This window comes from Fuerstiella marisgermanici (genome assembly GCF_001983935.1).
GTDB lineage: Bacteria > Planctomycetota > Planctomycetia > Planctomycetales > Planctomycetaceae > Fuerstiella > Fuerstiella marisgermanici.
Genome location: NZ_CP017641.1, coordinates 3,936,770 through 3,959,990, shown reverse-complemented (window position 1 = coordinate 3,959,990; position 23,221 = coordinate 3,936,770). Strand labels below are relative to the sequence as shown.

Annotated in this window: 23 protein-coding genes; 11 read left to right on the top strand and 12 right to left on the bottom strand. The window is 51.6% G+C overall.

The annotated features are described in order from the left end of the window. Positions 1-179: 179 nt before the first annotated feature. The 7 genes from Fuma_RS35935 to Fuma_RS14695 form a co-directional block, all read right to left on the bottom strand. Positions 180-1,754, bottom strand: a complete 1,575-nt coding sequence (locus Fuma_RS35935; protein WP_218922443.1) for an alpha/beta hydrolase — start codon at positions 1,752-1,754, stop codon at positions 180-182. Positions 1,755-1,759: 5 nt separating this feature from the next. Beyond that, the gene (locus tag Fuma_RS14725) at positions 1,760-3,082 is read right to left on the bottom strand and encodes an AlbA family DNA-binding domain-containing protein (protein ID WP_077024793.1); all 1,323 of its coding nucleotides are present in this window, start codon (positions 3,080-3,082) and stop codon (positions 1,760-1,762) included. 240 nt (positions 3,083-3,322) lie between these two features. Further along, a complete protein-coding gene (locus Fuma_RS14715) occupies positions 3,323-4,444 on the bottom strand; it encodes an ISAs1 family transposase (protein ID WP_077024280.1) in 1,122 nt (373 codons plus the stop codon). A 116-nt stretch (positions 4,445-4,560) separates the two neighbouring features. Then, the gene (locus Fuma_RS14710) at positions 4,561-6,021 is read right to left on the bottom strand and encodes an IS66 family transposase (protein ID WP_077022387.1); all 1,461 of its coding nucleotides are present in this window, start codon (positions 6,019-6,021) and stop codon (positions 4,561-4,563) included. 92 nt (positions 6,022-6,113) lie between these two features. Further along, positions 6,114-6,875, bottom strand: a complete 762-nt coding sequence (locus Fuma_RS14705) for a TIR domain-containing protein (protein ID WP_077024791.1) — start codon at positions 6,873-6,875, stop codon at positions 6,114-6,116. Between the two features lie 24 nt (positions 6,876-6,899). Next, entirely contained in the window at positions 6,900-7,481 is a 582-nt protein-coding gene (locus tag Fuma_RS36850) for an SEC-C metal-binding domain-containing protein (RefSeq protein WP_077024790.1), read from the bottom strand. A gap of 4 nt (positions 7,482-7,485) precedes the next feature. Beyond that, a complete protein-coding gene (locus Fuma_RS14695) occupies positions 7,486-9,051 on the bottom strand; it encodes an adenylate/guanylate cyclase domain-containing protein (protein ID WP_077024789.1) in 1,566 nt (521 codons plus the stop codon). Positions 9,052-9,252: 201 nt separating this feature from the next. Between Fuma_RS14695 and Fuma_RS14690 the strand changes: the two genes are divergently transcribed. The 11 genes from Fuma_RS14690 (at position 9,253) to Fuma_RS14640 (ending at position 19,677) form a co-directional block, all read left to right on the top strand. Next, positions 9,253-9,669 carry a helix-turn-helix domain-containing protein gene (locus Fuma_RS14690; RefSeq protein WP_077024788.1) on the top strand — a complete coding sequence of 139 codons (417 nt, stop codon included), beginning with the start codon at positions 9,253-9,255 and terminating at the stop codon, positions 9,667-9,669. Further along, positions 9,666-10,673 carry a hypothetical protein gene (locus Fuma_RS14685; protein WP_077024787.1) on the top strand — a complete coding sequence of 336 codons (1,008 nt, stop codon included), beginning with the start codon at positions 9,666-9,668 and terminating at the stop codon, positions 10,671-10,673. Before Fuma_RS14690 ends, Fuma_RS14685 begins: the two co-directional genes overlap by 4 nt. A 26-nt stretch (positions 10,674-10,699) precedes the next feature. Further along, a complete protein-coding gene (locus Fuma_RS14680; protein ID WP_077024786.1) occupies positions 10,700-13,477 on the top strand; it encodes an SIR2 family protein in 2,778 nt (925 codons plus the stop codon). A 260-nt stretch (positions 13,478-13,737) separates the two neighbouring features. Then, complete coding sequence (locus Fuma_RS35925; protein WP_218922442.1) at positions 13,738-13,887, top strand: hypothetical protein; 150 nt, start codon at positions 13,738-13,740, stop codon at positions 13,885-13,887. 137 nt (positions 13,888-14,024) lie between these two features. After that, complete coding sequence (locus tag Fuma_RS36845; protein WP_077024785.1) at positions 14,025-14,561, top strand: GNAT family N-acetyltransferase; 537 nt, start codon at positions 14,025-14,027, stop codon at positions 14,559-14,561. A 60-nt stretch (positions 14,562-14,621) separates the two neighbouring features. Continuing rightward, positions 14,622-15,926: a lipase family protein gene (locus Fuma_RS14665; RefSeq protein ID WP_145944188.1), complete on the top strand. Its 1,305-nt coding sequence runs from the start codon at positions 14,622-14,624 to the stop codon at positions 15,924-15,926. Between the two features lie 5 nt (positions 15,927-15,931). Next, positions 15,932-16,348 carry a DUF6868 family protein gene (locus Fuma_RS14660; RefSeq protein ID WP_077024783.1) on the top strand — a complete coding sequence of 139 codons (417 nt, stop codon included), beginning with the start codon at positions 15,932-15,934 and terminating at the stop codon, positions 16,346-16,348. 24 nt (positions 16,349-16,372) lie between these two features. Continuing rightward, positions 16,373-16,951: a sugar O-acetyltransferase gene (locus Fuma_RS14655; RefSeq protein ID WP_077024782.1), complete on the top strand. Its 579-nt coding sequence runs from the start codon at positions 16,373-16,375 to the stop codon at positions 16,949-16,951. Further along, the gene (locus Fuma_RS14650; protein ID WP_229360922.1) at positions 16,932-17,264 is read left to right on the top strand and encodes a cupin domain-containing protein; all 333 of its coding nucleotides are present in this window, start codon (positions 16,932-16,934) and stop codon (positions 17,262-17,264) included. The genes Fuma_RS14655 and Fuma_RS14650 overlap by 20 nt, the downstream gene beginning before the upstream one ends. A gap of 32 nt (positions 17,265-17,296) precedes the next feature. Beyond that, positions 17,297-18,052: an HAD family hydrolase gene (locus Fuma_RS14645; protein ID WP_077024781.1), complete on the top strand. Its 756-nt coding sequence runs from the start codon at positions 17,297-17,299 to the stop codon at positions 18,050-18,052. Positions 18,053-18,237: 185 nt separating this feature from the next. Then, the gene (locus Fuma_RS14640) at positions 18,238-19,677 is read left to right on the top strand and encodes a tetratricopeptide repeat protein (protein ID WP_077024780.1); all 1,440 of its coding nucleotides are present in this window, start codon (positions 18,238-18,240) and stop codon (positions 19,675-19,677) included. 98 nt (positions 19,678-19,775) lie between these two features. On the opposite strand, the gene Fuma_RS14635 is transcribed toward Fuma_RS14640, so the two are convergent. The 5 genes from Fuma_RS14635 to Fuma_RS14615 all read right to left on the bottom strand — a co-directional run bounded on the left by Fuma_RS14635 (position 19,776) and on the right by Fuma_RS14615 (position 23,079). After that, entirely contained in the window at positions 19,776-20,243 is a 468-nt protein-coding gene (locus Fuma_RS14635) for a hypothetical protein (RefSeq protein WP_145944187.1), read from the bottom strand. Between the two features lie 499 nt (positions 20,244-20,742). Then, the gene (locus Fuma_RS14630; protein ID WP_083732060.1) at positions 20,743-21,459 is read right to left on the bottom strand and encodes a carboxylesterase family protein; all 717 of its coding nucleotides are present in this window, start codon (positions 21,457-21,459) and stop codon (positions 20,743-20,745) included. Positions 21,460-21,461: 2 nt separating this feature from the next. Beyond that, on the bottom strand, positions 21,462-21,854 hold the full coding sequence (locus Fuma_RS14625) for a DoxX family protein (RefSeq protein WP_338030033.1): 393 nt from the start codon (positions 21,852-21,854) through the stop codon (positions 21,462-21,464). Between the two features lie 14 nt (positions 21,855-21,868). Next, positions 21,869-22,507 carry a DsbA family oxidoreductase gene (locus tag Fuma_RS14620; RefSeq protein WP_077024776.1) on the bottom strand — a complete coding sequence of 213 codons (639 nt, stop codon included), beginning with the start codon at positions 22,505-22,507 and terminating at the stop codon, positions 21,869-21,871. A 5-nt stretch (positions 22,508-22,512) separates the two neighbouring features. Further along, positions 22,513-23,079, bottom strand: coding sequence for an alpha-ketoglutarate-dependent dioxygenase AlkB family protein (locus tag Fuma_RS14615; protein WP_077024775.1), 567 nt, complete (start codon positions 23,077-23,079; stop codon positions 22,513-22,515). Positions 23,080-23,221: the final 142 nt, after the last annotated feature.

Below are 23,221 nucleotides of genomic sequence, written 5' to 3'. Positions count from 1 at the left end.
CGGAGATGTGACAGTCCAGACCATTCGATGTACTCTTTCCAATCGTCACCACGATTGGGGTCGAAGCGAGTTACGGCGGAATACATAACGGTCATTGACGGTTTCCTTATTCAGCGATTTCCATTGCGACTCATCAACGACCCAATATCCGAATTCCCCGACCGCCTTCTCGTCGTTGCTCACGACTGAACGCTCCTCATGAAGTCGGCCACGGCATTCATGTACTCAGTCAGATTCGCTCGAAAGATTGTGTTGTGATTCCCGTTCGGAAATCGCACGAGTTGTTTCTGTGATGAGCCCGACCACTCGTAGTTTCGTTCGGCGTGGGAAATGTCGATCAGGCCATCCTCTTCTGTGTGCAGAATGAGCAACGGATTCTCGTACTCCAACAGTTTCATCTGATGACTGAAGTAGAGTTCCACTTCCGTCAGAACGTCAGCCTCTTTGAGTCCCGCCGACTCAAGGTCTGCATACGTCAGAAATCTCTCGGACGGATTGGCGATTCCGCTCTCAATGATGAGCCCAGCTATGGTTGGTTGGCGATCCGCAAGTTCGATGGCGTAAAGCGAACCAATTGACCTGCCAAAGACGATTACCTTCTCGGGCACAATACCAGCAGCCTTCATCGCCGCTTCGCCGTCGCCGAGCATGGCAACTAACCGAGCTTCGCCAGAGGAGCCACCGTACTGCCGATACTCGATGAACAGAGAGTTCAGACCCATCTCAGCAAACCAGTCCGCCAGATATGGAAGGTAATCGGCAACCGCCTCACCATTGCCGTGGAAGTGGATCATCGTGAAACCGTCAGGATCGACGATCTTCCGAAAGCACGCCAACTCAGCACCTTGCACATCGACAAGGAATGGATCGTCAACGAAACGATCCTGCGGAAAAAGATACTTACCGCTTATCGCAGGATGGTCGAGGATGCTGTCTTCGTCTGGCGGAAGCTGTTCAGACTCATCCCATGGGCCTTGATGTCCGTTTCTGAGTGACAACATCAAAGCGTTGTCAGCCGAATACATCTTGCTGACTTCCGGCTGGATCGTGCGGTAGTACGAATATCGGTCGATGACTCGGGCTTGAGGGTGCATTGCCAGATCAACAATGATGTCTCCAAGCTCACACCAAGCGTGTTCGATTCGTTTTTCAAGCTCGCCACTGAAGACCGTCCCGTGAACGACCTGCCAACCCGAGTCTTTTGTGGCTGTAATCCAGCGCATCGCCGCTGAGTAGCACAGGGCGTCCCAATCCTGCTCGAGCAATTCCTTTTGCTCCTCGCTCCATTCGGGGAGACAGACGTTGAAGCACGCATCCAACATGGCTTCCAGCGACTCTTCATCGGCCAGCCGGTGATCGTCGCCAACCTCAACGAGCGACTCAGGTGGTAGGCCGCTGTTGGCTATCAGTTCATCGGAGTCAGTGAATGGGATCACGTCATCTTGGCGTGAGTGCAGGATGATCGTGTTCGGCTTGACGATCGTGGCCGTGCCCCATTTTTTCCATGCGGGACAAAGCAAAACTAACGGCGTATCACGACTCTTCATGTTGACGGCTACAGCGCCGCCACGAGAACTTCCAACGATCACATCCGGTTGTTGCTCAGTGTGCTCCGCTTCGGCAATACGCACGGATTCCTCGAAGTCCTCATCGGGCAAAGCCGGATTGATCAATTCGTGGCCGTTCTCCGTCAAGAACGTTGGCTTGCGTCCGCCGACCACACTGGTCCAGCCATGGAGGAAAAGGATTCTCATTTCGTCTAAAAGTTCCTGCTTTTGAACTTCTCAATCCAAGAGTGCATCGTCTTTATCTCGACTCCTAGTCCGGGAAACAGGTCGATGAATCGCTTCATTGCTTGGGCGCATTTAGTTTCCCATTCGGTACGCATCTCCTCAACAGTAAATGTCTTTCGATACTCGAACACCTGCGCTCGGCATTCTTCGGGGTCACGCAGATTGATGTTGAAGTCCGTTGTGACCAGTTTCCTACCGTCAAGAGATGTGGCCTCAAGTGATATCGTAACTTCCTCACCTGACTCGTACTCTTCCACGAGTCGAGCGGCAAACATGAACATCTCCGTCAAGGAAAAGATATTTGGTTTGAAGTCCAGCCACTTTCCGGGCTCTAGGCTCGGTTCGGATGGGTTGCCTTGCATATCACGTCTGCCGCAATCGTATTTCTGTTGGTTCTCCCAGAACGGACGGACCATTAGAAACTGACCTGAGCGAGCTAGAGACCACGTTTCCCGATACATGTCGTTGCAGATGCCCCACTCTCTCATGTGCGTGCCACGATAGGAGCCGGGAAATTCATCACGCAGTCGCACCGCACGACCACGGACTACTGACTCTAGCTGATCGGCGTGTTCCCAGCGTTCAGCGACATAGTTCACAGGGCGAATAACCAACTTCCAAGCACCGGCTTGAATTTGATCAGAATACGACTGCCCGAGCCCCTGTTCGATACTGGCCAACTCATCTTCAAACTGGTCAAGGTCGGATTGCTGGCTTAGTAGCGGTCGGCCCTTCAGCATCGCCTCGAACGTTGTCAGCATCTCGTTTGCACGCTTCGACGTTGCCAGACCAATCAGCAACCGAAGTTCTTCAACCGACTCAAGCGGCGCTGACTCAGCGTTTGCATTGCGAACATAGAGCGTTCGCTCACGCAATAGGTGTTTCTTGGGATTCGCAGGGTCTTGGTACTGCTTCGTACAAAGCACAGGAATATCCTCAAACTCCTCGATGGTGATGACGACGAAACGCCTGTCCTCATGGCGATGCTGATGACAAACAATGTTCATTGGTGGAGCAAATCGATTATTGACCCATCGGGCAACTTTTGTCGTCTCGAACGATTCGGCTTGCTCGTCCGTCAAGCCCGTCAGTTCAAAGTCGCCTGATTCAGTTTCGCTTTTGCCGATCACAAGTACCCCGCCATCCTTTGAGTTGGCAAATGATGCAATGTCTTTTGCGAGCGATGCTGACTCAACTGCGGAGTCCCACGACATTGGTCCCTTCGCATCAATATTGCTACTTTCGCCAGTCGCAGTGACAAAACGGTCGATTTCGTTTTCGTTGTTCATTTTCAATGATTGCCTACGCCTATCTTGGCCCGATTTGGTTGAATAGTGATTTCAGTTGAGTGCAGGCAGGTGATAGCGCCGACGCCAGCTTCTTGGGGTCATTCGGGTCGTTGGGAATCTTGAATGTTAGTGGGTTCAAGCCAAGTAGATCGCTGGGCAGCTTGAGATCGATGTGCCGAGGAGTAACAATCGCCGCTCTTTCCCGACCAAGCTGACCCATCAGGGGGATTGCACGCTAAGTCATTTGCCGAACAGGACTTTCGCGAGGTATGTCTCATCCCAGGCAGCGTTGAGTCTTTTGTTTTTGATCCCCACCCTGGCTGTGGATTCGTTTTTCAGGAGACTCAACGCCGTGCGGCGAAGGATGCTGAAGTTCATGTCTGCGTGGCCTTTACGGATCCTCGATTGATCTTCCTGGAAAGTGACGTCCAGTTGCCAATGCAAATTGTTCTCGACACCCCAATGGCTCCGCACAGCTTCGGCGAAACGACGGCCGGAGACATAACGGCTTAAAATGTAATAGCGGATGCCGATGCACATTTTGCCGTCGCGGAGAGTGTTGTTGATCGCGATCCCGATCGCCTTCAGGTTCTTCCAGCGATGTGCGTCCGGAAGATCCTCCGGCGCACGACAGATCAGATACTGTCGCAAATCTTCGCGGCCGCCGGTGTTTTCTTTCGTTTCAAATCGTCGCACCGGACAGCGTGCAAAGTCATCTTCCAAATGGTCGGCGAAGAACGCGACAAGACCTGCGTGTAGCGTGGGCTGATTGCCTTTCGCGGCAAGACAATAGTCCGCCTCTGCGTCGACAATCTTCGACGCGATTTCCGTTTGGCAACCCATGGCGTCAATCGTCACTAAAGCACCGGAAACCTCGATCAATTCCAGCAGTTTGGGAATCGCCGTAATCTCATTACTCTTCGCATCGACGACGACTTGCCCGAGACTGATATGATTGGCTGTGGCCCATGCACTGACCATGTGGATGGCCGACTTGCCACTGGCTTTGTCATAGCTGCGACGGAGTGTCTTACCATCGATCGCGATGATTTGTCCGTCACTGATTTTCTGCAGAGAAGTGATCCAATTCAGTAAGCACTTTTCAAATTCTGCAGGACGAATCAGAGCGAGGATGGCGTTGAAACGATCGTGCGACGGAATCCCTGCGGACAGATCGAGATACTTCGCAAACCAATCTCGTTTCGTTCTGCCAAACTTCGCAATCGCGACAAAATCATCCGCGCCACTGATCACAGCACAGACTGCAATGAACAGAATATTTTGAAGCGGATAGACCGGCTCACCGCGCCTTGGATCCGTAACATCAGAGAAATGATCGACAAAACTGGTGGACAAAGGCATGGCAGGAATCCTTTCGCGGCTCAAACATTTCAGCACACATAGCAGCGTGAAACATCACACTGACACTGAAGGGTAGCTGTCCATTTCCGCGTGGTGCGCAGCGTGAGGTGTGGTGTTCAGTTGGCGGGGACGAGTTTGGACAGTCGCGACTGACCGGGCGGCGCGGAGGTCAGGCCGACTTCAAGTTTCAGTCGATCAAACAGACTGAATCCATCCTGCTGCCACGTCATGACCTCGGCCACCACGGAACTGAGCGTTGGTGTTTTCAGATGGAGATTCAGCGATTCCAGGACGCTTGTAAGAATGCTGCGGCGACGGGCTCCCTTCGATGTTTTGCTCGTTCGACCTGTGCGACGGTCCATGGCCGCGCCGCGAAGACTGCGTTCCGCTTCGTTGTTCGTTGCTGGCGCGGCCGGGCTTGTCACAAAACAAAACAACTCCTCTTCCGTCATCAGCCGAATCAGTTCTGAGACCAGGTTGTCAAAATCCTTGCCGAAGTCGGCCGCCCGAACATCGGAATCCTCGGCGCAGTAACGCACCAGCAGAGCCGCCAGCGTGTTATCAAGTTCATCGACCTTCGCCGCACGACCGGCATCGCCAAGACGACCATCGGCGGCGTGGCGTTTGGCCGCGTAGAAAATTTCCAGCAGGCCGTCGAGCAGTCGCTGGTACTCTTCGTTGTCCGGCTTCAGCAGCGTCAGACGGATGGCCTTCCGCAGCAGGTGAGCCCAGCATTTCTGTGCGTGACTGAAACCTCGGTACACGGCCGCATCGTCCGAAACAAGCACGCCTCCAAACAACTCTTTCGACAGGATCTGAGCCAGTGTGTCGCCGTCTTTGCGGCATCCGAAGATCAGCACGCGCGCCTTCTCCGACAAAAAAGCCCACACGCTGTTGATACTCCAACTGGTTTCGTCTGCATGCACAATCGCACTGAACGCCATCAGGTCACACAGAGATTCGAATTCCTGTTCCCAACGCCGTGCCAGTTGATTCAACAGAGCGTCCGCCTGGGATTTGCCGAGCGGCAGATTCCAGAAGAATTCAATCAATGCACACGTCTTGTCGATCGACAGTCCCGTGATGGTCACAATGCGAGCCAGCGCGATATGAACTTCAATGCCGAATTCGGACCGCGGCCACACGCCCGGAATTTCGGATTTCTCGCCGTTGGGGCCGTGATAGATTTCATAGACGACCTGCACGGCTTGGCCGTTGATCACTCTCCAGACGAAACGTTCCCGAACGAAACGGCACTCTGCGACGTTGTAACCTTCCGGCAGAATGAGTTCGCGTCGTTCGGCGTTGTCCGCTTTCTGCTCGGTTGTGCGACGACCGCGACGCGCCGAGGATTGTTTTTTGCGACCTTTTCGGCGGCCCGTTTCAGCGCGGCGTCTCTCTTCCGCCGTCACCGAAAACGCCTCGTCGAGTCGCTCTGTGGGGTTCTTACCTTCGAGCTCTTCAATCCGATCACGCAGCCGCCGGTTCTCGTCCCGCAGCTCCGCAACCTCACGCTGCAGGCTAAGCACAAGCTGCTTCACTTCCACAGCGATGATCTGACTGACATCCGTGTCCATCCACCTGTCGTATCAAAATCTAACCGACAGAAAAAGACCAGTCTCCAAGCTGAAATGGACAGCTACCACTGAAGGTTGCCATCTATACCATCTTATCCAATGTCGCGCAATCCGCCTAGCTGACCCATGAGCAACCCAAGTTCAAAAACCACATTGTCCCGAGGTGCCGCCTTACTCTCGTTTCTCGCCTGAACAACATCCTCGTCCATCAAAATCGCAATTCCAAAGTCGGCCAAGTGAAGTTCTCGCTCTAGGTCTTCCATGGTTTGCTTTGAAGCACCGAAAACTTGGTCTTTCCATACCGTCACATCGCTCGCATGATGCTCTAACCCCAACTGGATAGCCTCTGCGTAAATCAGGTTCTCACTCGACGAACAGATGAAGACGTTCGGTACTTCATTCGGGGGTCGAATCAGGCGATTTCGATTTCGCAAGCGATCACAAAGCTCCACGGAGATTCGACGCCACAGATCAGGGTGATCGTTTGCCGCATTGCTGAAGTCTGGCTCAGAAACAGTCGCAACGACCGACTTAGTTGATGCAACAACCGTCGCCGACCGAGCGGACTTTGTGTCAATCAAAGCCATTTCACCGACGTGTGTGCCAGCGTGTCGCTCAGCAACTTGGCGACCGTTCGCTTTGATTGCGAAGCTACCAGCAATGACGAAATGGACTTCCGTGTCCTCATCACCTTGCTCGATAAGCACATCTCCTATTTTCAGTTCTTTGAGTTCAGCAACCTCCGCCAGTGCCGACGCTAGGTTATCACTTCCAAATGCAATCGTCTGATTGCGTAGCTCTCCAATCAAACGCCGCTTACCTTCATCACCTTCAAATCGCTCTATCATTTTCATACACCTCGTGACCGCTGTCGGCCATCAACGTTGGAACTTTCGTAAGTGACAATGCTTGTACTTCTTTCCGCTACCGCAGGGGCACGATTCGTTTCTGCCGACGCCACCCTTTGCCCGAATCGCTTCTCGAATTCCCTCTTCACCATGCGAGCGGTCTTCGCCCAGCCACTTGGCACCTTCACCCGTCAGGAATGACTTCGCCAATCGCTTCTGAAAGATGTGTTGCTTGAACAGGAATGTCTGAATGACCGCAAACAAATCATTGAGCGATGAAGCATCAGCAAATTCGATTCCTGATTCGCCGGGAACGAACAGGCAAAGCCGCCAATCGCCTTCGATGTGGCTATCTCCAGAGTTCTTCCAACGATCCCGATGGCTCTCCAGATAGACCGAGGGCGGTTGGTTCCTGAGTGGAAACGCAGCTGGATACTCGATGCGCAACTTCACCGACTCGTAGAGGTGCCCGTTCTCGGAGCAGACATCAAACGAGCCCCGGATGATCGCCGTTTCGCTTGAGGTGATTTCGGCTTCAAAATTGTCAAGCAGTTGCGATGCGATTGCTTGTTCCTGATTCCATCGGTCAGGATTGGCCTTGTGCCAACACATTGGCTTACTCCGACCTCCAAGGCTTGCTGTCGTGCCATGGTCGAGCCGCTGGGGCGGTCGCCTTTGTTGTCACTCGGACAAGCCCTTCGTTCACGCACGCACCAAGGCTTCCAGCCTCCGCTGCTTTCTCTTCCTTCTTCTCGTCGAGTTTGGGGCGAGTCAAATTGGTGGCAACGAATGCCGATCCACGTTTAGTAAATTCCTCGGTGACATCTTCGTCGTCTAGTTCGTCAAAAATGTCACTTGCTATGCGAATTTGCTCTGCTTTGGAAATTACTTGAAGTCGCTCAGCCTCAGTAACTTCTGGGCCGAAACAGATCGTGATCCGTTCACCTTGCTTGCCAAGCCTTGACACAATCACCTTTCCCACGTCCATGCCAATGGCAACATGGATCTCCTCACGATCTGTCAGATGATCGTTTAAGACGTGCTCCATTGATGACTGGAGGCCGATGGCCATATCCACTGCATCATTGCAGCGTCCTTTGTGTTTCCCTGCACCGGAGGGCAGGTGCATGATGCCAAGGATGCAATCACCACGATGCTGCAACGGGAGTCCGTCGTAGTCAGATTCCACTACGGAGTGGAACTCTGACCGGATCATGTGGAACTGGCGGATGAGGCTGATGACTTTTTCGTCTGTCTCAGCCTCTTGCACATAGCGAGTGAAACCATCGAGGTCAGCATAGAACGTTACTGCTTCTGTCCGCTTGCAGTTCCGCTCCGTCAGCTTTGTTAAATCAATCAGTGTTGTTGCTTCGGAAATCGTGATCTTGTCGAGCGGAAGATTGTCTCGATGCTTCTTGGTTTCCTTCTTCCACTTCCCCTCGTCCCAATCAACCCCAAGCTCATCTGCCAAGTCGCTGTTGCGACCCCAGCGAATCCCTGTTGCACGATAGGTTTGCACATCAGAGACCTCTTTGTCCTTCACAAATTCATCTTGAAGGCATTTCGGCAGCACGTCATACATCTCGGCGGTGATGGTGATCGAATCCCTACCGCCGATGATCTTTGCTGAAAGGTTGGCGCAAGTGCCAAGCGAAATGAGTTCTCGTTTCCCATTCTTGCCGATGTTGCAAACGTAGCTCGTTCCGCTGGCGAGCCCAGCAGCGCTACTGAAGTCTCGAACGTCGCTAAAGACACTATTGAACACGTCCAACACGTATGTGTTCTGGGTGATAGCGTGAATAACAGCTTGCTTCGCTCGCTCAGCGTCTTTTGGCTCATCTTTCCCGTTGTACGGTTTGAACACCAAACCATGTGCTCTAACGGTTTGTCGCTGAATGTCACCAACGTCGTCATCGCTCATCAAGCTCCCTTGGATTCGCCGAAGTACGCTGGACGCTCGGACGAGCTTTCGCTGTTTCTGCTTGTCGTTACCAGCATCGTCCACTGCCCGGTGGAAATTAGGTACGTCCACATACAGGTGAACGCCCTCAGCCCGTCGAACGTCCTTTTTTCCGAGTTTCGTGAAGTCCATTGACCGGGCTAAGTCCTTAACGTTCAGGTCCAGATCGCTGAAGTCGTTCTTCTTAACTCGCTCTTTCGAGCGTTTTTCGTTCCAAGCCATCTCGATTTCTCCGTGGCATACCAAAGAAACACTGAAGCGGCAAACTCGCCGCAATCACGAATATCGCTACATGCTATGTGTTCGCTATGCAAGATGTCAAGGAGCTGGCGAATCGGGATCTCTGGTTGAAGCGGACACGGCAAAACCGTAGCATGCTCGTGGATTTACGTTTATGCAGTTGCAGAAAAAGGTTGTGCCGCCATGGCAACAGTCGGTGAACGCATTAAAGAACGACGTGACGAGCTTGATTGGACTCAAGATGATTTGGCGACCAAAGCCAACATCAGCAAGAGTTTCCTGTCAGACCTCGAGAACGGCAAACGCAATGTAGGAGCAGACAAGCTCCTCGATATCGCCCGTGCGCTGAGTTTGTCGCTGGACTACTTGATGACGGGCAAAGACGCCAAGAAGAAAGCGACTAGAGAACCAGAGAAAGAGGTCCAGATACCGAAAGCTCTGGCCGAGTTTGCAGGCGACGAAGGGATCAGTTTTCGACAAGCGATCGCTCTTCTAGAGATGCAAAATCAGATCATTGCGCACCGAAGCAGTACAAAGAAAGGCCATCTGGACAAGGTCGATTGGCAGAAGTTCTATGAGGCGGTGAAGGAATTCCTATGAGCATATTGGATCAGGAACAAGACGTTGTTGATCTCGCTGAAGAATTGGGGCTAACTGGTTCTCCGGTCGCAGCGATTGTCAATTTTTGCCAAGCCCAGATAGACACGTGGGTTCAAGAAGCTGGGGGCGTGACATCGGTTAGCGTACTTGAGGCTGTTGTTGCGAAAAAACTGAACGTTGTTTTTGAAGAAGTTCACGATGACGACGATCTGGCTGACCTGAAACGTCGGTACGTGCAAAAGGGCGAGATCGTATTCGCACACATCGTCGAAAACGATCTCACGCCCGACACATTCGGTACAATGGTCCTGCTGAAAGATGGCGCCCACATTGCCGTGATTGACTGCCGTGGAGATAAGGCTGCAAGGCGTTTCTTTACACGCTGGCACGAAATTGCTCATCTCTTGGTCGAGCCCGATTGCGAGCGGCAAGTGTTCCGCTCCAGCGATGAACCGTTGGAAAGGCTCATGGATCAAATTGCCGGTCACGTTGGCTTCTACGATTCGATCTTCACGCCTCTGTTTGGCGAGCATGTCTCCGCAGGGGATCGATTAACTTTCGACATTGTCGAAGCGATTCGTCAAGAGTTCTGCCCCCATGCGAGTTTTCAATCGACGCTGTATGCCTGTCACCGGCGACTCGCTACGCCACTGCTCTACACCGAAGCAAGCATGGAATATTCGGTCGGTGAGCGTCGGGGATTGAGCCAGATGACGATGTTCGATGACGACAAACCGAAGAAGAAGTTGCGTATACAGCGGGCTGTGCCGAACGACGCCGCAAGCGAGATGAACCTGACAGCCCGATGGAACATGCGTGTACCGGAATCATCGGTCATTCACATGGCATTTCAGGAAGACCTCACGGATGCGACAGGAGAGGAAAATTTGAGCACATGGACCTTCTCAAAAGGCGGCTACCTGATGGACTGTGAAGTGTTCATTCAGGCACGAAATGTCAATGGAACGGTGATGGCAACAATCCAGCCAGTCGAGTGCGAATAGAAGAATCCCATTTCAAGGATCATGCCATGCGGCAAATACCCAAAGAACTCATCGCTGCCTTGAATTCGGGACAGTGCATTGCAGTCATTGGCTCCGGCCCCTCCAATGAACTGAGATTTCCGTCGTGGAAGACGCTCGCTGAAGAGACTGTGGCTCTCGCCAAAGAAGCTTCGGGAGATAAATTCGAGGAAGACTTATTCGCCCGACTTTTTGAGAAAGACGATTACCCAAAGATATTCAAGTACGCAGAAACGTTGCTTGACCGTAATGTAATCCTGACACACATACAGAAGCGACTCGACGGTCATGAAGCGTTGCTCAGGGGGTCGTCGCAGAAAGGGAGTGCGTACTCGTGTCTGACTTCGTGGCCCTTAAAGTTCTACCTCACGACAAATTGGGATTCGGAGATCATTCGCCATCTTGAATTTGATACAGAATTCTGTTCGGTGCTATCGAACTCGAAGCCCGAATTGACTCAACTATCCGTTGGAATGACAAAACAGATCGTCCACCTACATGGAACGCTCGACGACGGCGATTCTGTAGTTTTGACAGATGACGACTATCAGTGTTTCAAAACCGAAGACTCGCACAGATATTTTCGGGAAACACTGGTCTCGCTGTTTCGAACATTTCCCATTCTTATTGTCGGCCACAGTATGCGAGACCCGGACATCCAGACGATATTGGAGTCCGCTAAAAAGATTGCTCCTTCGAAGAGAACAATTTTCATGATCGCAGCAGATGTCCAAAAAGAGGACATTGACGAATACTTGAGCAAGTACAACATACACATCATCCCGTACAGCGGAAACAGAAACCACAGGGAATTGCAGACACTCTTGAAGGGCATAGAACGGTTTGTAATCCCTCGTCGCCAGATTGCACACCTCCCCCTTGACCCAATTACGGAAGACGAAATTGACTTTGCCAGTTCGCTGCTTTTCTCAAATTCTCTTTATGACAAATCAACCGACGCAACGATCTTGCGGCGTCTTATTCGTCCTCAGATCCTCCGCACCTTGGATCGTTCCCCCACAGGTTGCGACGAAGAAGAAATTCGCAAGAAGCTGATTCCAAATACGCTTCAGGCGCTACCCACCACGGCATCTGCACTTCCAGAGATACTTGAATCTTTGTCCGAGAGCGGATTGCTTTCGCTCGATGGAGAGTCGTGGAAGCTGACCGACGATGGCAAATCGGAATTGGGCAACACAAAAATACAAGCGAAGCTGCAAGATGAGGAGGTTGTCAGCACGCTAATTGCACATCTGACAGCAAACGGTTTTTCGACCGAAGACGTCAGTCGAGTGAAAACTTCACTTGTTTCATCTATTGCAGATGTCTTCCGACGACGAGGAGTTGCCGCAGCATCATTCATTTTCAGAGATCAGGCTTTTGAACCAGTCGACATGGCCGAGTTGTTTGAGGCCATTACTCGTTCCATGAGTTGGATTGAGTCTTTCGAAGCCCGTCAAACCGTTGTCGATTTCGCAATAGATCTGTTTACCAAGCCCACGGAAGCCCAGCGATCATTCTTGGCCCGCCTTTCTCAGGGGTTCTTTGCAGTACACATCTTCGGTTCAGCGCAGTTTGCGTCACAACCCCGAACAGACCTGCTTAGTCAGTCAAGTTGGCTGCTCGACTCGAACGTGCTGATCTATTTGTTTGCAGTAGGGTCACCGATCAGCAGATTGTCTCAGGAAATCTGCAACAAGTCCAAACAGCTTGGGATAACTCTGACGACAACAGAGGCTTTAATAGAGGAGTCGCTCAAAGGTCTTAGCTGGGCGACGGACATGTGCGAAGGATTAACTGCTGAAGAGGAAATGGAATTCATGCTCCAAGTCTTCAATGGCGCAACTTACCGGCAAAATCCCTACATAGAGGGATTTGTTGGACTTTCACGAAAACAAACGCTGCGTCGGTTTAGCGAATATCGTCGTTTCCTCTCCCTCGACACGCTTGATAAAGCCGTGAAGCGTGTTCAGGAAGTCGGTGTGGAGATTGTAAGTGTTGAGGACGACGTATCTGATGACGCCGAGTTGTCCATATCGGAAGTCGCTAAGAAAATCGAGGAAGAACGTGCTCGAAGGGGCACAGGTCGAGGTGGCGAAAAGCAAGCATTCGTCGAGGCTGAGGTGCTGTGCCTACTTGCAGAGGAACGAGGAGGCAAGGTCAGTGATTTCGAAGGTCTTGCCCCAGCGTATTTTGTCAGCAGCAGTCAACTTCTCGATCAGATGTACGGAGGTGAATATGGCGTACTCACTTGGAAGCCAGAGATGCTTTTTCGTCATCTGTCGTTGCTGTGCCCCGACAGTAAAGATGACGCTACCATTGTTGAGGCGATGGCGACCGAATACTCTGAATTGGGTATCTCACTTATTGATGAAGACGCATTTCGCTCGTATTTTGAGCCGTTAATCAGCACCAGTAGACTGTCTTATCAAAGAGAAAAAGCTTCCTTCATTTCTGCCGTCGAAGGAGAAGCGAAGAGGTCAGTCGAAGAATTGGATGAAGAATTCCAGTCTGTGTCAGACTTGGCGAAGCCACTGTTCGTGTCTCAGATGTTCTGGCGAGAGCAGACTAGCGAGAAGACTCAACTAAGAAGGGAACTCAAACGAGCGTTAGAGCGGAAGGAAGCTTTGGACACAAAACTCAAGAAAGAAGAAGCAGATTGGGAGGAAAAGAGGAAAAAGACAATTGAGCACTATGAGAATCGAATCCGAAATCTCACAGACCCAAAGCGAAGACGCCATGTCGAAAGAAAGTCAAAAAACAGACAGAAGCGTAGACGCAAATGAAATACTAGGAACTCGATGTTCCGATTTGGAGACAGGATTCTGAATTCGGTGGACTTCATTGTTTCAAAAAGGCCGATGTCCGGGAAATTGACAATCCACTCTAGCTTGCCAATCCGTATCTCATTGCGAACTGCACCCATTGCGAACTGCACCCACATACGTGATCTTTCCGCCCTTGTGCGAAGTCGGTGTCAACGATTCCAAACGAAAATTCAGCAATAAAAAAGTCGCAGTTCGTAGGCCGCTACCGAATCACATCAATGGAGTTGTGGGATCAGGACTTCGTTGACGCCGAAGTGCCGGGCTTCATCGAATTCAAGAAGAACGGTCTCGGCGAATTCCACTTCGGCAACGTCAGGTGCGATATCGACTGGCAAGAAACGGAACGTGACGACAAGCCTGCCGTTTAATTTAGCTTCCAAGGCTTCGATGAAATGGAGCAGACATCAGGGCGTGGCTGGGCGATGCTGGAAGGCGGAGAACTCAGCGGGATGATCATGTTCTTTCAGGGTGACGAGTCGGGATTTGCGGCAAAGAAGAGTAAGTCATGAATTCTACGGACAACAAGAGCTTCTCTTCGGCGACAAGCAGTGACGTAACGGCGAACATTCGGCTACGGAACATTGAACCCAACGACCTTCCGCTTCTCTACGAGTTTCAACTCGACCCAGAAGCAAATCAGTTGGCACTTACTCATCCCCGAAGTGGAGAAGCGTTCGACGAACATTGGGAGGGAATCCTTTGTGATTCAAGTGTGATCGTCAGGGCGATTGAAGCGGGAGATATTCTCGCCGGATGTATTTCTTGCTTCAAATGTGATGGTGTTGATTCAATCGGCTATTGGATTGGCAAAGAGTTCTGGGGACGAGGAGTTGCGACTCAAGCCTTGAATCTGCTGTTATTGGAAGTTCCGATTCGCCCTCTTCATGCTCGTGTTGCAGTGAGTAATGTCGCTTCAATTCGAGTGCTCGAGAAGTGTGGATTTCGAGAAATTCGGCGAGAGTCGTCGCCAGCCACAGAGAGATACGTGGAATGCGAGGAAGTGGTCTTGAAATTGCGAAGCACTGCCTCACGAATCTCGTGAGAGACCTTCATACGGGCTTATCAGCCCACGCAGTTCCGTTAGTTTTTGATACGATCAGATGTGGATTCGACATTTCTGTTATCTGATAGGGGCAGTCTAACAATGGGCACAGTTGGCATACTTTGCGTGGTGGCTGGTTTCGGCGTCTGTCTTGCTTCGACGGTCGCCTCAACTCCCAAGACCACCTATCTGCGCCTCGGATTAGCATTCGTTTTGTTGGTTGCCGGATGCTGGCTGAGTCGAATGGCACCCTACATCGCATGTTTCGGAATCGCTTTCGTTGTCGTGTCAGCGCTGAGATTTCTCAACCCAATCGCTTCGAAAACGGCACGTGTTTTTGGCTCTCTTGCAACTGCCGCTGCGTTGCTTACGATCGCTCTGAGGCTGTTCCAGAGTCCGACCGACAGCGGAACCGAGATCGGAGAGGGAGGCGGTTTGGGACCAACTCATGCGGAAGAGAAAACGCCACTTGAAATACTCGCCATGGATTGGTCGAGCAAGGACCCAAACTGCCACTGGTCGGTATCAAAGCTTATGCTGGATCTCTGCGAGATTGCATACGCCCCTCCTGTTGAGGCGAGAGAACAGATCGCCAAACTCGGATTCGACTCCGAATCGATCAATGCAGGTTCGATGCAAGGGTATGTCGTTGATGCCGGTGATGATTCGATTGTGGTATTGAGAGGGACGGAAAGTCACGAATACGACATCCTTCAAGATCTGCGTTTCTTGGAATCCGAAGAACAACAGGGAGCGATGCACGGTGGATTCGTGAAGGGATACAAGCCTATGCACTCACAAGTGATTTCCCTCCTTGAACGCTACGAAACGAAACGGGTCTGGATCACCGGGCATAGTCTTGGTGGCGGTCTTGCGATAGTGTGCGCTTTCCAATTGGTTGTGAAAGACGAGTACCCGATTGCTGGCGTCATGACGTTCGGACAGCCAAAGGTCGTTGAGGGAGAAATGCTTGCGTTCTTGGAGCCACGCCTTGCAGGCAAATACGTCTTCTTCGTTAATGATATGGACCCGGTGCCCCGCCTCATCGACCCATACCTGCACTTTGGACACATGGTTCGTTGGACGGATGATGAAATTGTTCGATCTCGTCGCATCATGCTGGTTGGCAACAATGAAAACGTGGCAAGCGAACCTCAACTGGAGGCTGAATCTGGTTACGTTGAGCCGATGAGCGATGCTGACCTCGAACTGTACATTGAGCGGATTGGAGTTCCGCAAGGGCCCAGATTCGACCAAAACGGCAACCCGATGGTTCAAGGCGTCATTCCAAGCGGCACTGATCACAAGTTGTCAGCGTATTCAGCTATGCTGGAATCGATTCGAAGGCACTCTACGGCGGAATAGCCATTATGGTCGATGGCCGCACAGCAGACGATAGCATCCACGGCGACAGGAAATGCCAAAGCGGCATCGGCGGCGGCATGGTTGGAATTGAATACGCCGAAAACGTGAAGCAACGTGTCCGGGAGTCGATAATGACAGATCAAAAAAGAGATATGCTGAGCACAATCGCCAGCATTCTGCTTCGCTGCTGGATCTGCGGCTTCGTATTGCTGTTCATTTGGCTTGGCGTCACTCAACTGATGCCGGAAATGATCTACAAGCTCCACGGCCCAATGTTTGGACCGAGCAATCATGAACTCGATGTGATTTTCTACTGTAGAATGGGATTGCTGAAGCTCTGTGTGCTGACGTTCTTTTTCATGCCATGGATAGCGATTAGGCTGGTGTTAAAAGCGCAGGTCTCGATTGACTCAGCGACGTGAATGCAGTGCAGGGATATTCACAAGATGCCTACCGAGAAACGAAAGATGCTGGCGGGCGAGCTTTACGATGCTCTCGATCCAGAGTTACTTGAAGCCCGAGAGCGAGCACGGGATCTGTGCCACGACCTCAACGCTTCTCGTGAACGTGAGCAGGATGCCCGTCGCCGAATCATGACGCAGTTGTTGGGCAGTGGTGGAGATTCTGTCTGGATGCAGCCACCGTTCTACTGCGACTACGGAAGCAATATTTATTTGGGTGAGCGTGTCTACTTCAATTTCAACTGCGTGGTTCTTGATGTGTGCGAAGTGAAGATCGGCGACTTCACGTTCTTTGGTCCAGCCGTGCAGATTTACACGGGCACTCATCCGTTGAACGCTGAGTTGCGACGAACTCAGGAATTCGGAAAACCCGTTTCCATCGGTTCCGATGTCTGGGTTGGAGGTGGGGCTGTCATTCTTCCCGGCGTGAGTATCGGATCAAAGACCGTGATCGGTGCCGGAAGCGTTGTCACAAAAGACATTCCCGATGGTGTCGTCGCTGCCGGAAATCCATGCCGTATTATTCGAGAGATCGACGAGGGCGATGATGACGCAATGTCCTGACAACCTGTTTGCTGACTTTCCGACTGCCGTCCCGGAAGAACTCGTCAATGTCCTCGCTCAAAGCACGAGCGTCCGCATTGAGCGCATCGTCTCCACAGGCCATGCCAGTCCGAAAGACTTTTGGTACGATCAAGACGAACACGAATGGGTTGTCGTGTTACAAGGCGAAGGCAAACTTCTGTTTGATGATGCCGAATCTGTTCACCTCAGACCCGGCGACCACATCGGCATCCCCGCCCACAAGAAACATCGTGTCGAGTGGACATCTCCCGACGAGCCCACCGTTTGGCTGGCGGTTTTCTACAAAAACTGAGAACCAAGGCCACATTCCTAAGAAGACCCACTGTGCTATTCAGAACAACAGGGAAGTACGATCTGGTTATCTGTGACATCGACGGTTGTCTGTCTCCTGAATCACACGCACCGATCAACGGACCAGCCCTTGCAGCGATTGCTGAGCACAATCGTCAGGCGATTGAGGACCGTGATCGGCCAGTGGTCACCCTTTGCAGCGGCAGGCCGATTGGGTTTGTTGAGTGTCTTTGCCGACTGATCCACAACACGCTGATTCCGTGCATCGGGGAGAATGGAGTCTGGCTCTGGCGACCTGCCGACAACTCGTTCGAGTGTGATCCCGCCATTACTGACGATCACTTTGACGTGATTCATGAAGCCCGGAAGCTCTTGCGGTTGCTCTATGAGGCACACGGCGTTATTCAGCAGCCGGGGAAGTCTGCCTCTGTGGCCTTGTACCATCCCGACACAGATTACCTTCGGTCTACAGTTTCGACGATTGCTGAGGAATTCCAGAAACGTGACTGGCCGATCCGAGTTTCGATGACATGGCTATACATCAACTGTGACCTTCAGCACGTCAACAAAGGAACAGCTATAGACCGGCTGCTGGCGGAGACGGGCATCGATCCTAAACGAACGGCAGGAATTGGCGACACGATGGGAGACCGCTTTATCGCTGATCGTGTTTCGTGGCTTGGCTGTCCGGCGAACGCTGAAGAAGAAATCAAGAAATCAGCAAGCTATGTGTCGCCGCATCAGGAAGTTGAAGCTGTATTGGATATTCTTGATCAACTGTCTCGGTGACAATGACGCTTTTCGGTTTTAGTTTCAATGAAATGCTGTGCATAATGGCGGTGGCTTTATCGGGGATCATGAAGATCGCCAACACCTACTTTGAAACTGATCAAATTCGTGACACGGAGAGCTGGCTCAAAGCGGCGGCGTAAACGAACCAACCGTGACACCTAAATATGTGAAGGTCGTTTGTTATGCCATTTTGGCCCTTCAAGAAGTCTGAGCCTGAACAACTGACGCCGGTCGAGTTGCGAGACAAGCTAATTCAAACGGCAATATCAGGCTCGAATCGCCAACTGCGTTCGCTGTGCCAGCGGCACAACGAACAGGTGGCTAACAACGTCGAGTTTCTGGCGAAAATTCCCGAAGAGATACAGTCCGACGAAGTTAAGACAAACCAACACGTTCAGGCAATGATTGCTATCGCTCAGTGCCTTGCAAATGAATGTCGTTCGCCGCAATTGTGGCAACAGCTAACGGGTGGGCCAGACGACAATCCGCTGCTTGCGCTGGATCAGTGGTTTGATGATTTCCCAAAGCGAATGCAACAATTGGAATTTGAATCGTTGATTTCCGAGGCGGAAAGCCATCTGGAAAAATTCCAGACGCTCAAAGGAACCAACGCCGGTCATTACGAGACGTTCGTTGTTGGTAGATTGGGGGAACTGTTTTTCCAGTCAGGCAATGTTGAATCAGCATTCGAGCTTTTTGGGAAGGCGTTGGACAGGTGTGAGAAAGCTGGTGACTTCGAAGGCCAGATTGTCTATCTCAACAATCTTCACGAAGCACATCGTTATCTGGGCCAGACGGAAGAAGCCCTCAAATGTCGCAGGCAGGCGCTCCTGATAACACGGCAACACGGAGGCGACACCGAGAGTATCGAACGTCGCATTGCAGTGATGGAGCAGGGAGAGCCGCTGTGTCGTGTTATATGCCTGAGAGATGGCGTCCAGTTTGAACTCAGTGAAATCACAAGCGTCGGTGAAGGTAGTTATAAATTCCAGTTTGAACGCAATCGGATTTCTCTTCAGAAGACAGGCATTTTGGTTCAGCAGGGAAACCACTTGGCATCGTCCGGGCAGTATTCCGATGCTTTGGAAAAGTACAACGAAGCAAGTGAAGTTGATCCGCACGACCCCGATCCTGTCTACCAAAGCGGGATGTGCTTGCTCGAACTTGGTGCCTACGCCAAGGCACGAGAGGCGTTTGAAGAGGTTGAACGACTTGCGCCCGGCTGGTTTCGGTGTCGGACTGACTGCTGGATTGCAGATGGTCTGGACAAGGGGACGATCTCGAACGAGGAATTTATGCTGGTCCGTACTCTGGACGACGGCGGATTGAGCGACAAACAGGCCGCCAGTCTTGCACGTCAGGGCGTTGAGCGATTCCCGGACTTTGCACCGTTGTACCTTCTTCTTGGAGATCGTTGTAACAAAGAGGTGGACGCCATTGCAGCTTACCGAAAAGGGCTCGAACTTGTGGAAGAGCCCGACTTGGAAAGTCGTCTTCTGTGTGCTCTTGCCGGTCGATTGCCTGCCGATTCATCGGAAAGGAAGCACTTGGTAGAACGAGCGGTCAAACTGGATGGAAGTCTTATCGCTCTGGCTACTGCGAAATTGATGGGATTGCAGTAGCGGTCAGATTCAGCATTGCTACTCACCCATGTGAGTGATGGCGTTGTCTTCATGCGCATCGTCAGGGAAACTTGCCCCAATGATTGGGTGGTCGTACTTCATCTTAGGTCATCCCCGGTGACCGGTGTCCATCGTTCGTCGAAGATGTCTCCCTTTTCCACGAGCAATTCGTGCATAGTCGGCGTGAGAAATATCACTCTGCCATCGTTTCCACCTGCGATACCGAACAATCGCTCGTTTGAACCGGCTTCTTCGAGAAATAGGTTTACGATCTGGATCAGCCTCCGAAACGCTTCCCCCCAGATCTCTTCCATTGAGATCTCATTCAGATCGTAGATCAGATGAGGTGTTCCGTTAATCCAGACCTCGTAACGTTTGTGGCTGTCCGTGAAGCGGTCTTCGACAGCGTTCAGCGACACACCTTCCGTGGATAAGATTGCACGCATTCCTCGAAGGCATTTCCCAACGTCTCCTTCAGCTAGGTTCTCAGCATCTGCCGGATAGCTGCGTTTGTCGGCAGACACACATTCATCATCCCATTCGCTGTCCAAGTAATTGTTTCGCACGCTTTCTATGAGTTGTGCTCGGACAACATCATGGGCAGTCTCTGGCAGATATTTCAGGAAACCAAGTTGGATGAGTTGACTGACTGCCTGCTCGGCATCCTCTTGTGATGGCTTATCGGATCGACAAAAGAAGGATTTGATTCTTGAAAACACGCCGTTCAACCTTTGGCTATTCATTGCCCGTCGTCTGTATCCGCTCAACGCCGACGAACTGGCTCTTGGAACGATCTATTAGGACGGTGGAATCGGAGTTTGGCAATCGCAAATCGGATGGGACCATTCCCCAAAGAATGTCATGCTGAATTCCGCCGTCAGCCATACCATGTCCGGCTAGAACGGTGATTCGTAGATAATCGTGGGAAAAATAACCAAGCACTCTCGCTGGAGCCTTGAGGATGGCTAGCAGGTGTTTGCTCGGATTCATTTCGCCGGCTTCTAATCAAATAGCTGTTTGACTCTACGAAGTGTCACTTGGTAATCCGCCTGCCGAACCAATGGCCTATTCCACTGTGGGTTTTCGTTTCTGTGCCAACAACCACTCGTAGAAGGCTGGGTTGTTGTAGGTTTCTGTCCATGAATCGTGCTCCGCTTCGGGATACACGGTCAGCTTCGGCGCACCGCCTTTTTCTTTCATGGCGTCAACCATCTCCTGTGAGCGTTCGAGAGGAACACCTTGATCTCTGGCTCCGTGAAACGCCCATGTTGGCAATCGTGGAAAGCGACGTGCCCAGTATTTTTCTCCACCGCCACAGACCGGGGCAATGGCCGCAAAGCGATCTGGCGTGAACGCCGCCAGTCGCCATGTCCCAAATCCTCCCATGCTCAAACCGGTAACGTAAATACGATCCTCATCGACTTTGTGAGTTTTGATGACCTGATTGAGTAATGCTGTCAGTTCAATCGGCTCCCACCAAACATCCTTGGGACACTGCGGTGACACGACAATAAACGGGAAGTCTTTGCCTTCACCAATCAGCTTCGGTGGACCATGCTTCTTCACCAGTTCGAGATCATCGCCTCGCTCACCAGCCCCATGAAGAAACAATACAAGCGGCCATGAGTCCTGTTTGTCATAGCCCTTGGGCAAGAACAACAGGTAGTTCATCTCAACTTTGACGGTTGTGTCTAATCGTTGAGGGGTTTGGCGGGGGGCATCGGCGAGAGCAGGTGCGTGCACACATGCAGCAGCGGCGAGTGGTAGAAGAATGATACGCATGGTCACGGTGTTTCTTTCGTCGTGGTGATGTGCTGGCTCGGTTTTTGATCGTTGGACTTCGTGTGCCAACAAGCCCACACGATGAAGATTCCCTGCAAAGGAAGTCTCAGGAAGTGAACCAGAGGCGGGGCTGGCATGATTTCTTGATGCTGATACAGATACACATTGGCTGGAAAGACGGCAATCAACAGGGCGACAATTCCCCACGCAGCCAGATGTGAAGTCTGAGGAATCAGCAGCAGGACACCCAACAGAATTTCACAAGCACCGCTGACCAGCACCAGTTCTTTGTGAAACGGAAGATACGGCGGCATGATCTTCAGGAAGAATGCTGGGTTCACAAAGTGCATCGTTCCGGCAACTATCATGAAGATCGCCAACACATACTTCGAGATCGCTTTGACTCGGTTTATGTCTTGGACTGCCTGAACGCATCGAGAAACGTTTCGGGCTCCTGAGCACCGGACAAGCCGATCTTCTGGTTAATGACGAAGAACGGAACGCCTGTCACCCCAAGCCGCTCAAACATTTCTCTGCCGTTTGCGATGACATCCATACCATTATCGGTGGTCAACATAACTTCGGCAGTCTTTTGATCCATTCCAGCTTCCGAAGCAACGGCAATCAGTGTCTCACGACTGCTGATGTCATGTCCCTCAGTGAAGTAGGTTCGGAACAGAGCCTCAACAACAGCGTCTTGACAACCGTACTCAGATGCCAGCCAAACCAATCGGTGGGCATCAACTGTGTTTGGCGTTCGTTCAGTCTTGTCGAAGGCGAAATGAATTCCTTCTTCTTTGCCAACAGCAATGACTTTGGCATCCAGTTCCAGAGACCTCTCCCAGCTTCCGAATTTTCTGGTGCGGTATTCCTTTCGACTAATGCCTTCCTTCGGCATCGTCGGGTTGAGTTGGAATGGATGCCAGTGGACCTGAACTTCCTTCTGGCGATCAAATGCGGCAATCGCCTTCTCAAGTCGCCGTTTGCCAATGTAGCACCACGGGCAGATCACATCAGAGATCACATCCACTGTTAATGCTTGCGACATCGGGGTTAGTCCTTCACGATCTTCCTGAACGTCAAATTGATCCGTTCGCCGACTTTCTTCTTCGTCTTTGGAACTTCGTGTTGCCAATAGTCTTGCATCGTCCCTGCCATGATGATGAGCGTTCCATGACCGACCTCAAACGTCTGTGTCTCTCTCGTCACGTTGTGCCTGATTCTGAACTTCCGAGTTGCTCCCAGCGAAAGTGACCCAATCACATTGCTCATCTCCGGTTCATTATCAGCGTGCCACCCCATGCTGTCCGTTCCTGAACGATACCGATTCATCAGGCAGAAATTGTAATCACCATTAACGGCTTCCATCTTCTTCCTGATTTCCAACAGTGTCGCCGTCCAAGGAAGAGCGACATTCTCAACGCCCGAATACTTGTACGTGATGCCGTCGTCGCCATATGAGGCGATCAGTCTGGGCTGCATGTAACCGAAGATTCCCGGTTTCTGCTCCCATTGACAGTTGTCTCTCAGGCTTTCGAAATAGCGATCAGCAACGTCGGGCGTCAGAAAAGCATCGTCGCAAAGAAGCAGTCCTCCGTCTTTGAGTTCAATTGTGTCCATCAAAGTTCGTCCGCCTGCTCACGCTCGTATGATTTTCTCACAGGCGTTGTTCGAGGTTTCGTGGTCACCACCAAGAAAATCGAAGACTAAGGGTTCGAATTTTTCGAAACTGTTCAACGATCACATCGTCTCATCGATGGTC

What these genes read in the sequence shown, in the direction of transcription:
- Fuma_RS14620 (WP_077024776.1), bottom strand. Translation starts at nt 22,507, where the DNA reads ATGTCGCAAGCATTAACAGTGGATGTGATCTCTGATGTGATCTGCCCG.
- Fuma_RS14640 (WP_077024780.1), top strand. Translation starts at nt 18,238, where the DNA reads ATGCCATTTTGGCCCTTCAAGAAGTCTGAGCCTGAACAACTGACGCCG.
- Fuma_RS14725 (WP_077024793.1), bottom strand. Translation starts at nt 3,082, where the DNA reads ATGAACAACGAAAACGAAATCGACCGTTTTGTCACTGCGACTGGCGAA.
- Fuma_RS36850 (WP_077024790.1), bottom strand. Translation starts at nt 7,481, where the DNA reads ATGTGTTGGCACAAGGCCAATCCTGACCGATGGAATCAGGAACAAGCA.
- Fuma_RS14660 (WP_077024783.1), top strand. Translation starts at nt 15,932, where the DNA reads ATGGTCGATGGCCGCACAGCAGACGATAGCATCCACGGCGACAGGAAA.
- Fuma_RS14615 (WP_077024775.1), bottom strand. Translation starts at nt 23,079, where the DNA reads ATGGACACAATTGAACTCAAAGACGGAGGACTGCTTCTTTGCGACGAT.
- Fuma_RS14630 (WP_083732060.1), bottom strand. Translation starts at nt 21,459, where the DNA reads ATGCGTATCATTCTTCTACCACTCGCCGCTGCTGCATGTGTGCACGCA.
- Fuma_RS36845 (WP_077024785.1), top strand. Translation starts at nt 14,025, where the DNA reads ATGAATTCTACGGACAACAAGAGCTTCTCTTCGGCGACAAGCAGTGAC.
- Fuma_RS14685 (WP_077024787.1), top strand. Translation starts at nt 9,666, where the DNA reads ATGAGCATATTGGATCAGGAACAAGACGTTGTTGATCTCGCTGAAGAA.
- Fuma_RS14695 (WP_077024789.1), bottom strand. Translation starts at nt 9,051, where the DNA reads ATGGCTTGGAACGAAAAACGCTCGAAAGAGCGAGTTAAGAAGAACGAC.
- Fuma_RS14705 (WP_077024791.1), bottom strand. Translation starts at nt 6,875, where the DNA reads ATGAAAATGATAGAGCGATTTGAAGGTGATGAAGGTAAGCGGCGTTTG.
- Fuma_RS14690 (WP_077024788.1), top strand. Translation starts at nt 9,253, where the DNA reads ATGGCAACAGTCGGTGAACGCATTAAAGAACGACGTGACGAGCTTGAT.
- Fuma_RS35935 (WP_218922443.1), bottom strand. Translation starts at nt 1,754, where the DNA reads ATGAGAATCCTTTTCCTCCATGGCTGGACCAGTGTGGTCGGCGGACGC.
- Fuma_RS35925 (WP_218922442.1), top strand. Translation starts at nt 13,738, where the DNA reads ATGGAGTTGTGGGATCAGGACTTCGTTGACGCCGAAGTGCCGGGCTTC.
- Fuma_RS14655 (WP_077024782.1), top strand. Translation starts at nt 16,373, where the DNA reads ATGCCTACCGAGAAACGAAAGATGCTGGCGGGCGAGCTTTACGATGCT.
- Fuma_RS14710 (WP_077022387.1), bottom strand. Translation starts at nt 6,021, where the DNA reads ATGGACACGGATGTCAGTCAGATCATCGCTGTGGAAGTGAAGCAGCTT.
- Fuma_RS14650 (WP_229360922.1), top strand. Translation starts at nt 16,932, where the DNA reads ATGATGACGCAATGTCCTGACAACCTGTTTGCTGACTTTCCGACTGCC.
- Fuma_RS14680 (WP_077024786.1), top strand. Translation starts at nt 10,700, where the DNA reads ATGCGGCAAATACCCAAAGAACTCATCGCTGCCTTGAATTCGGGACAG.
- Fuma_RS14715 (WP_077024280.1), bottom strand. Translation starts at nt 4,444, where the DNA reads ATGCCTTTGTCCACCAGTTTTGTCGATCATTTCTCTGATGTTACGGAT.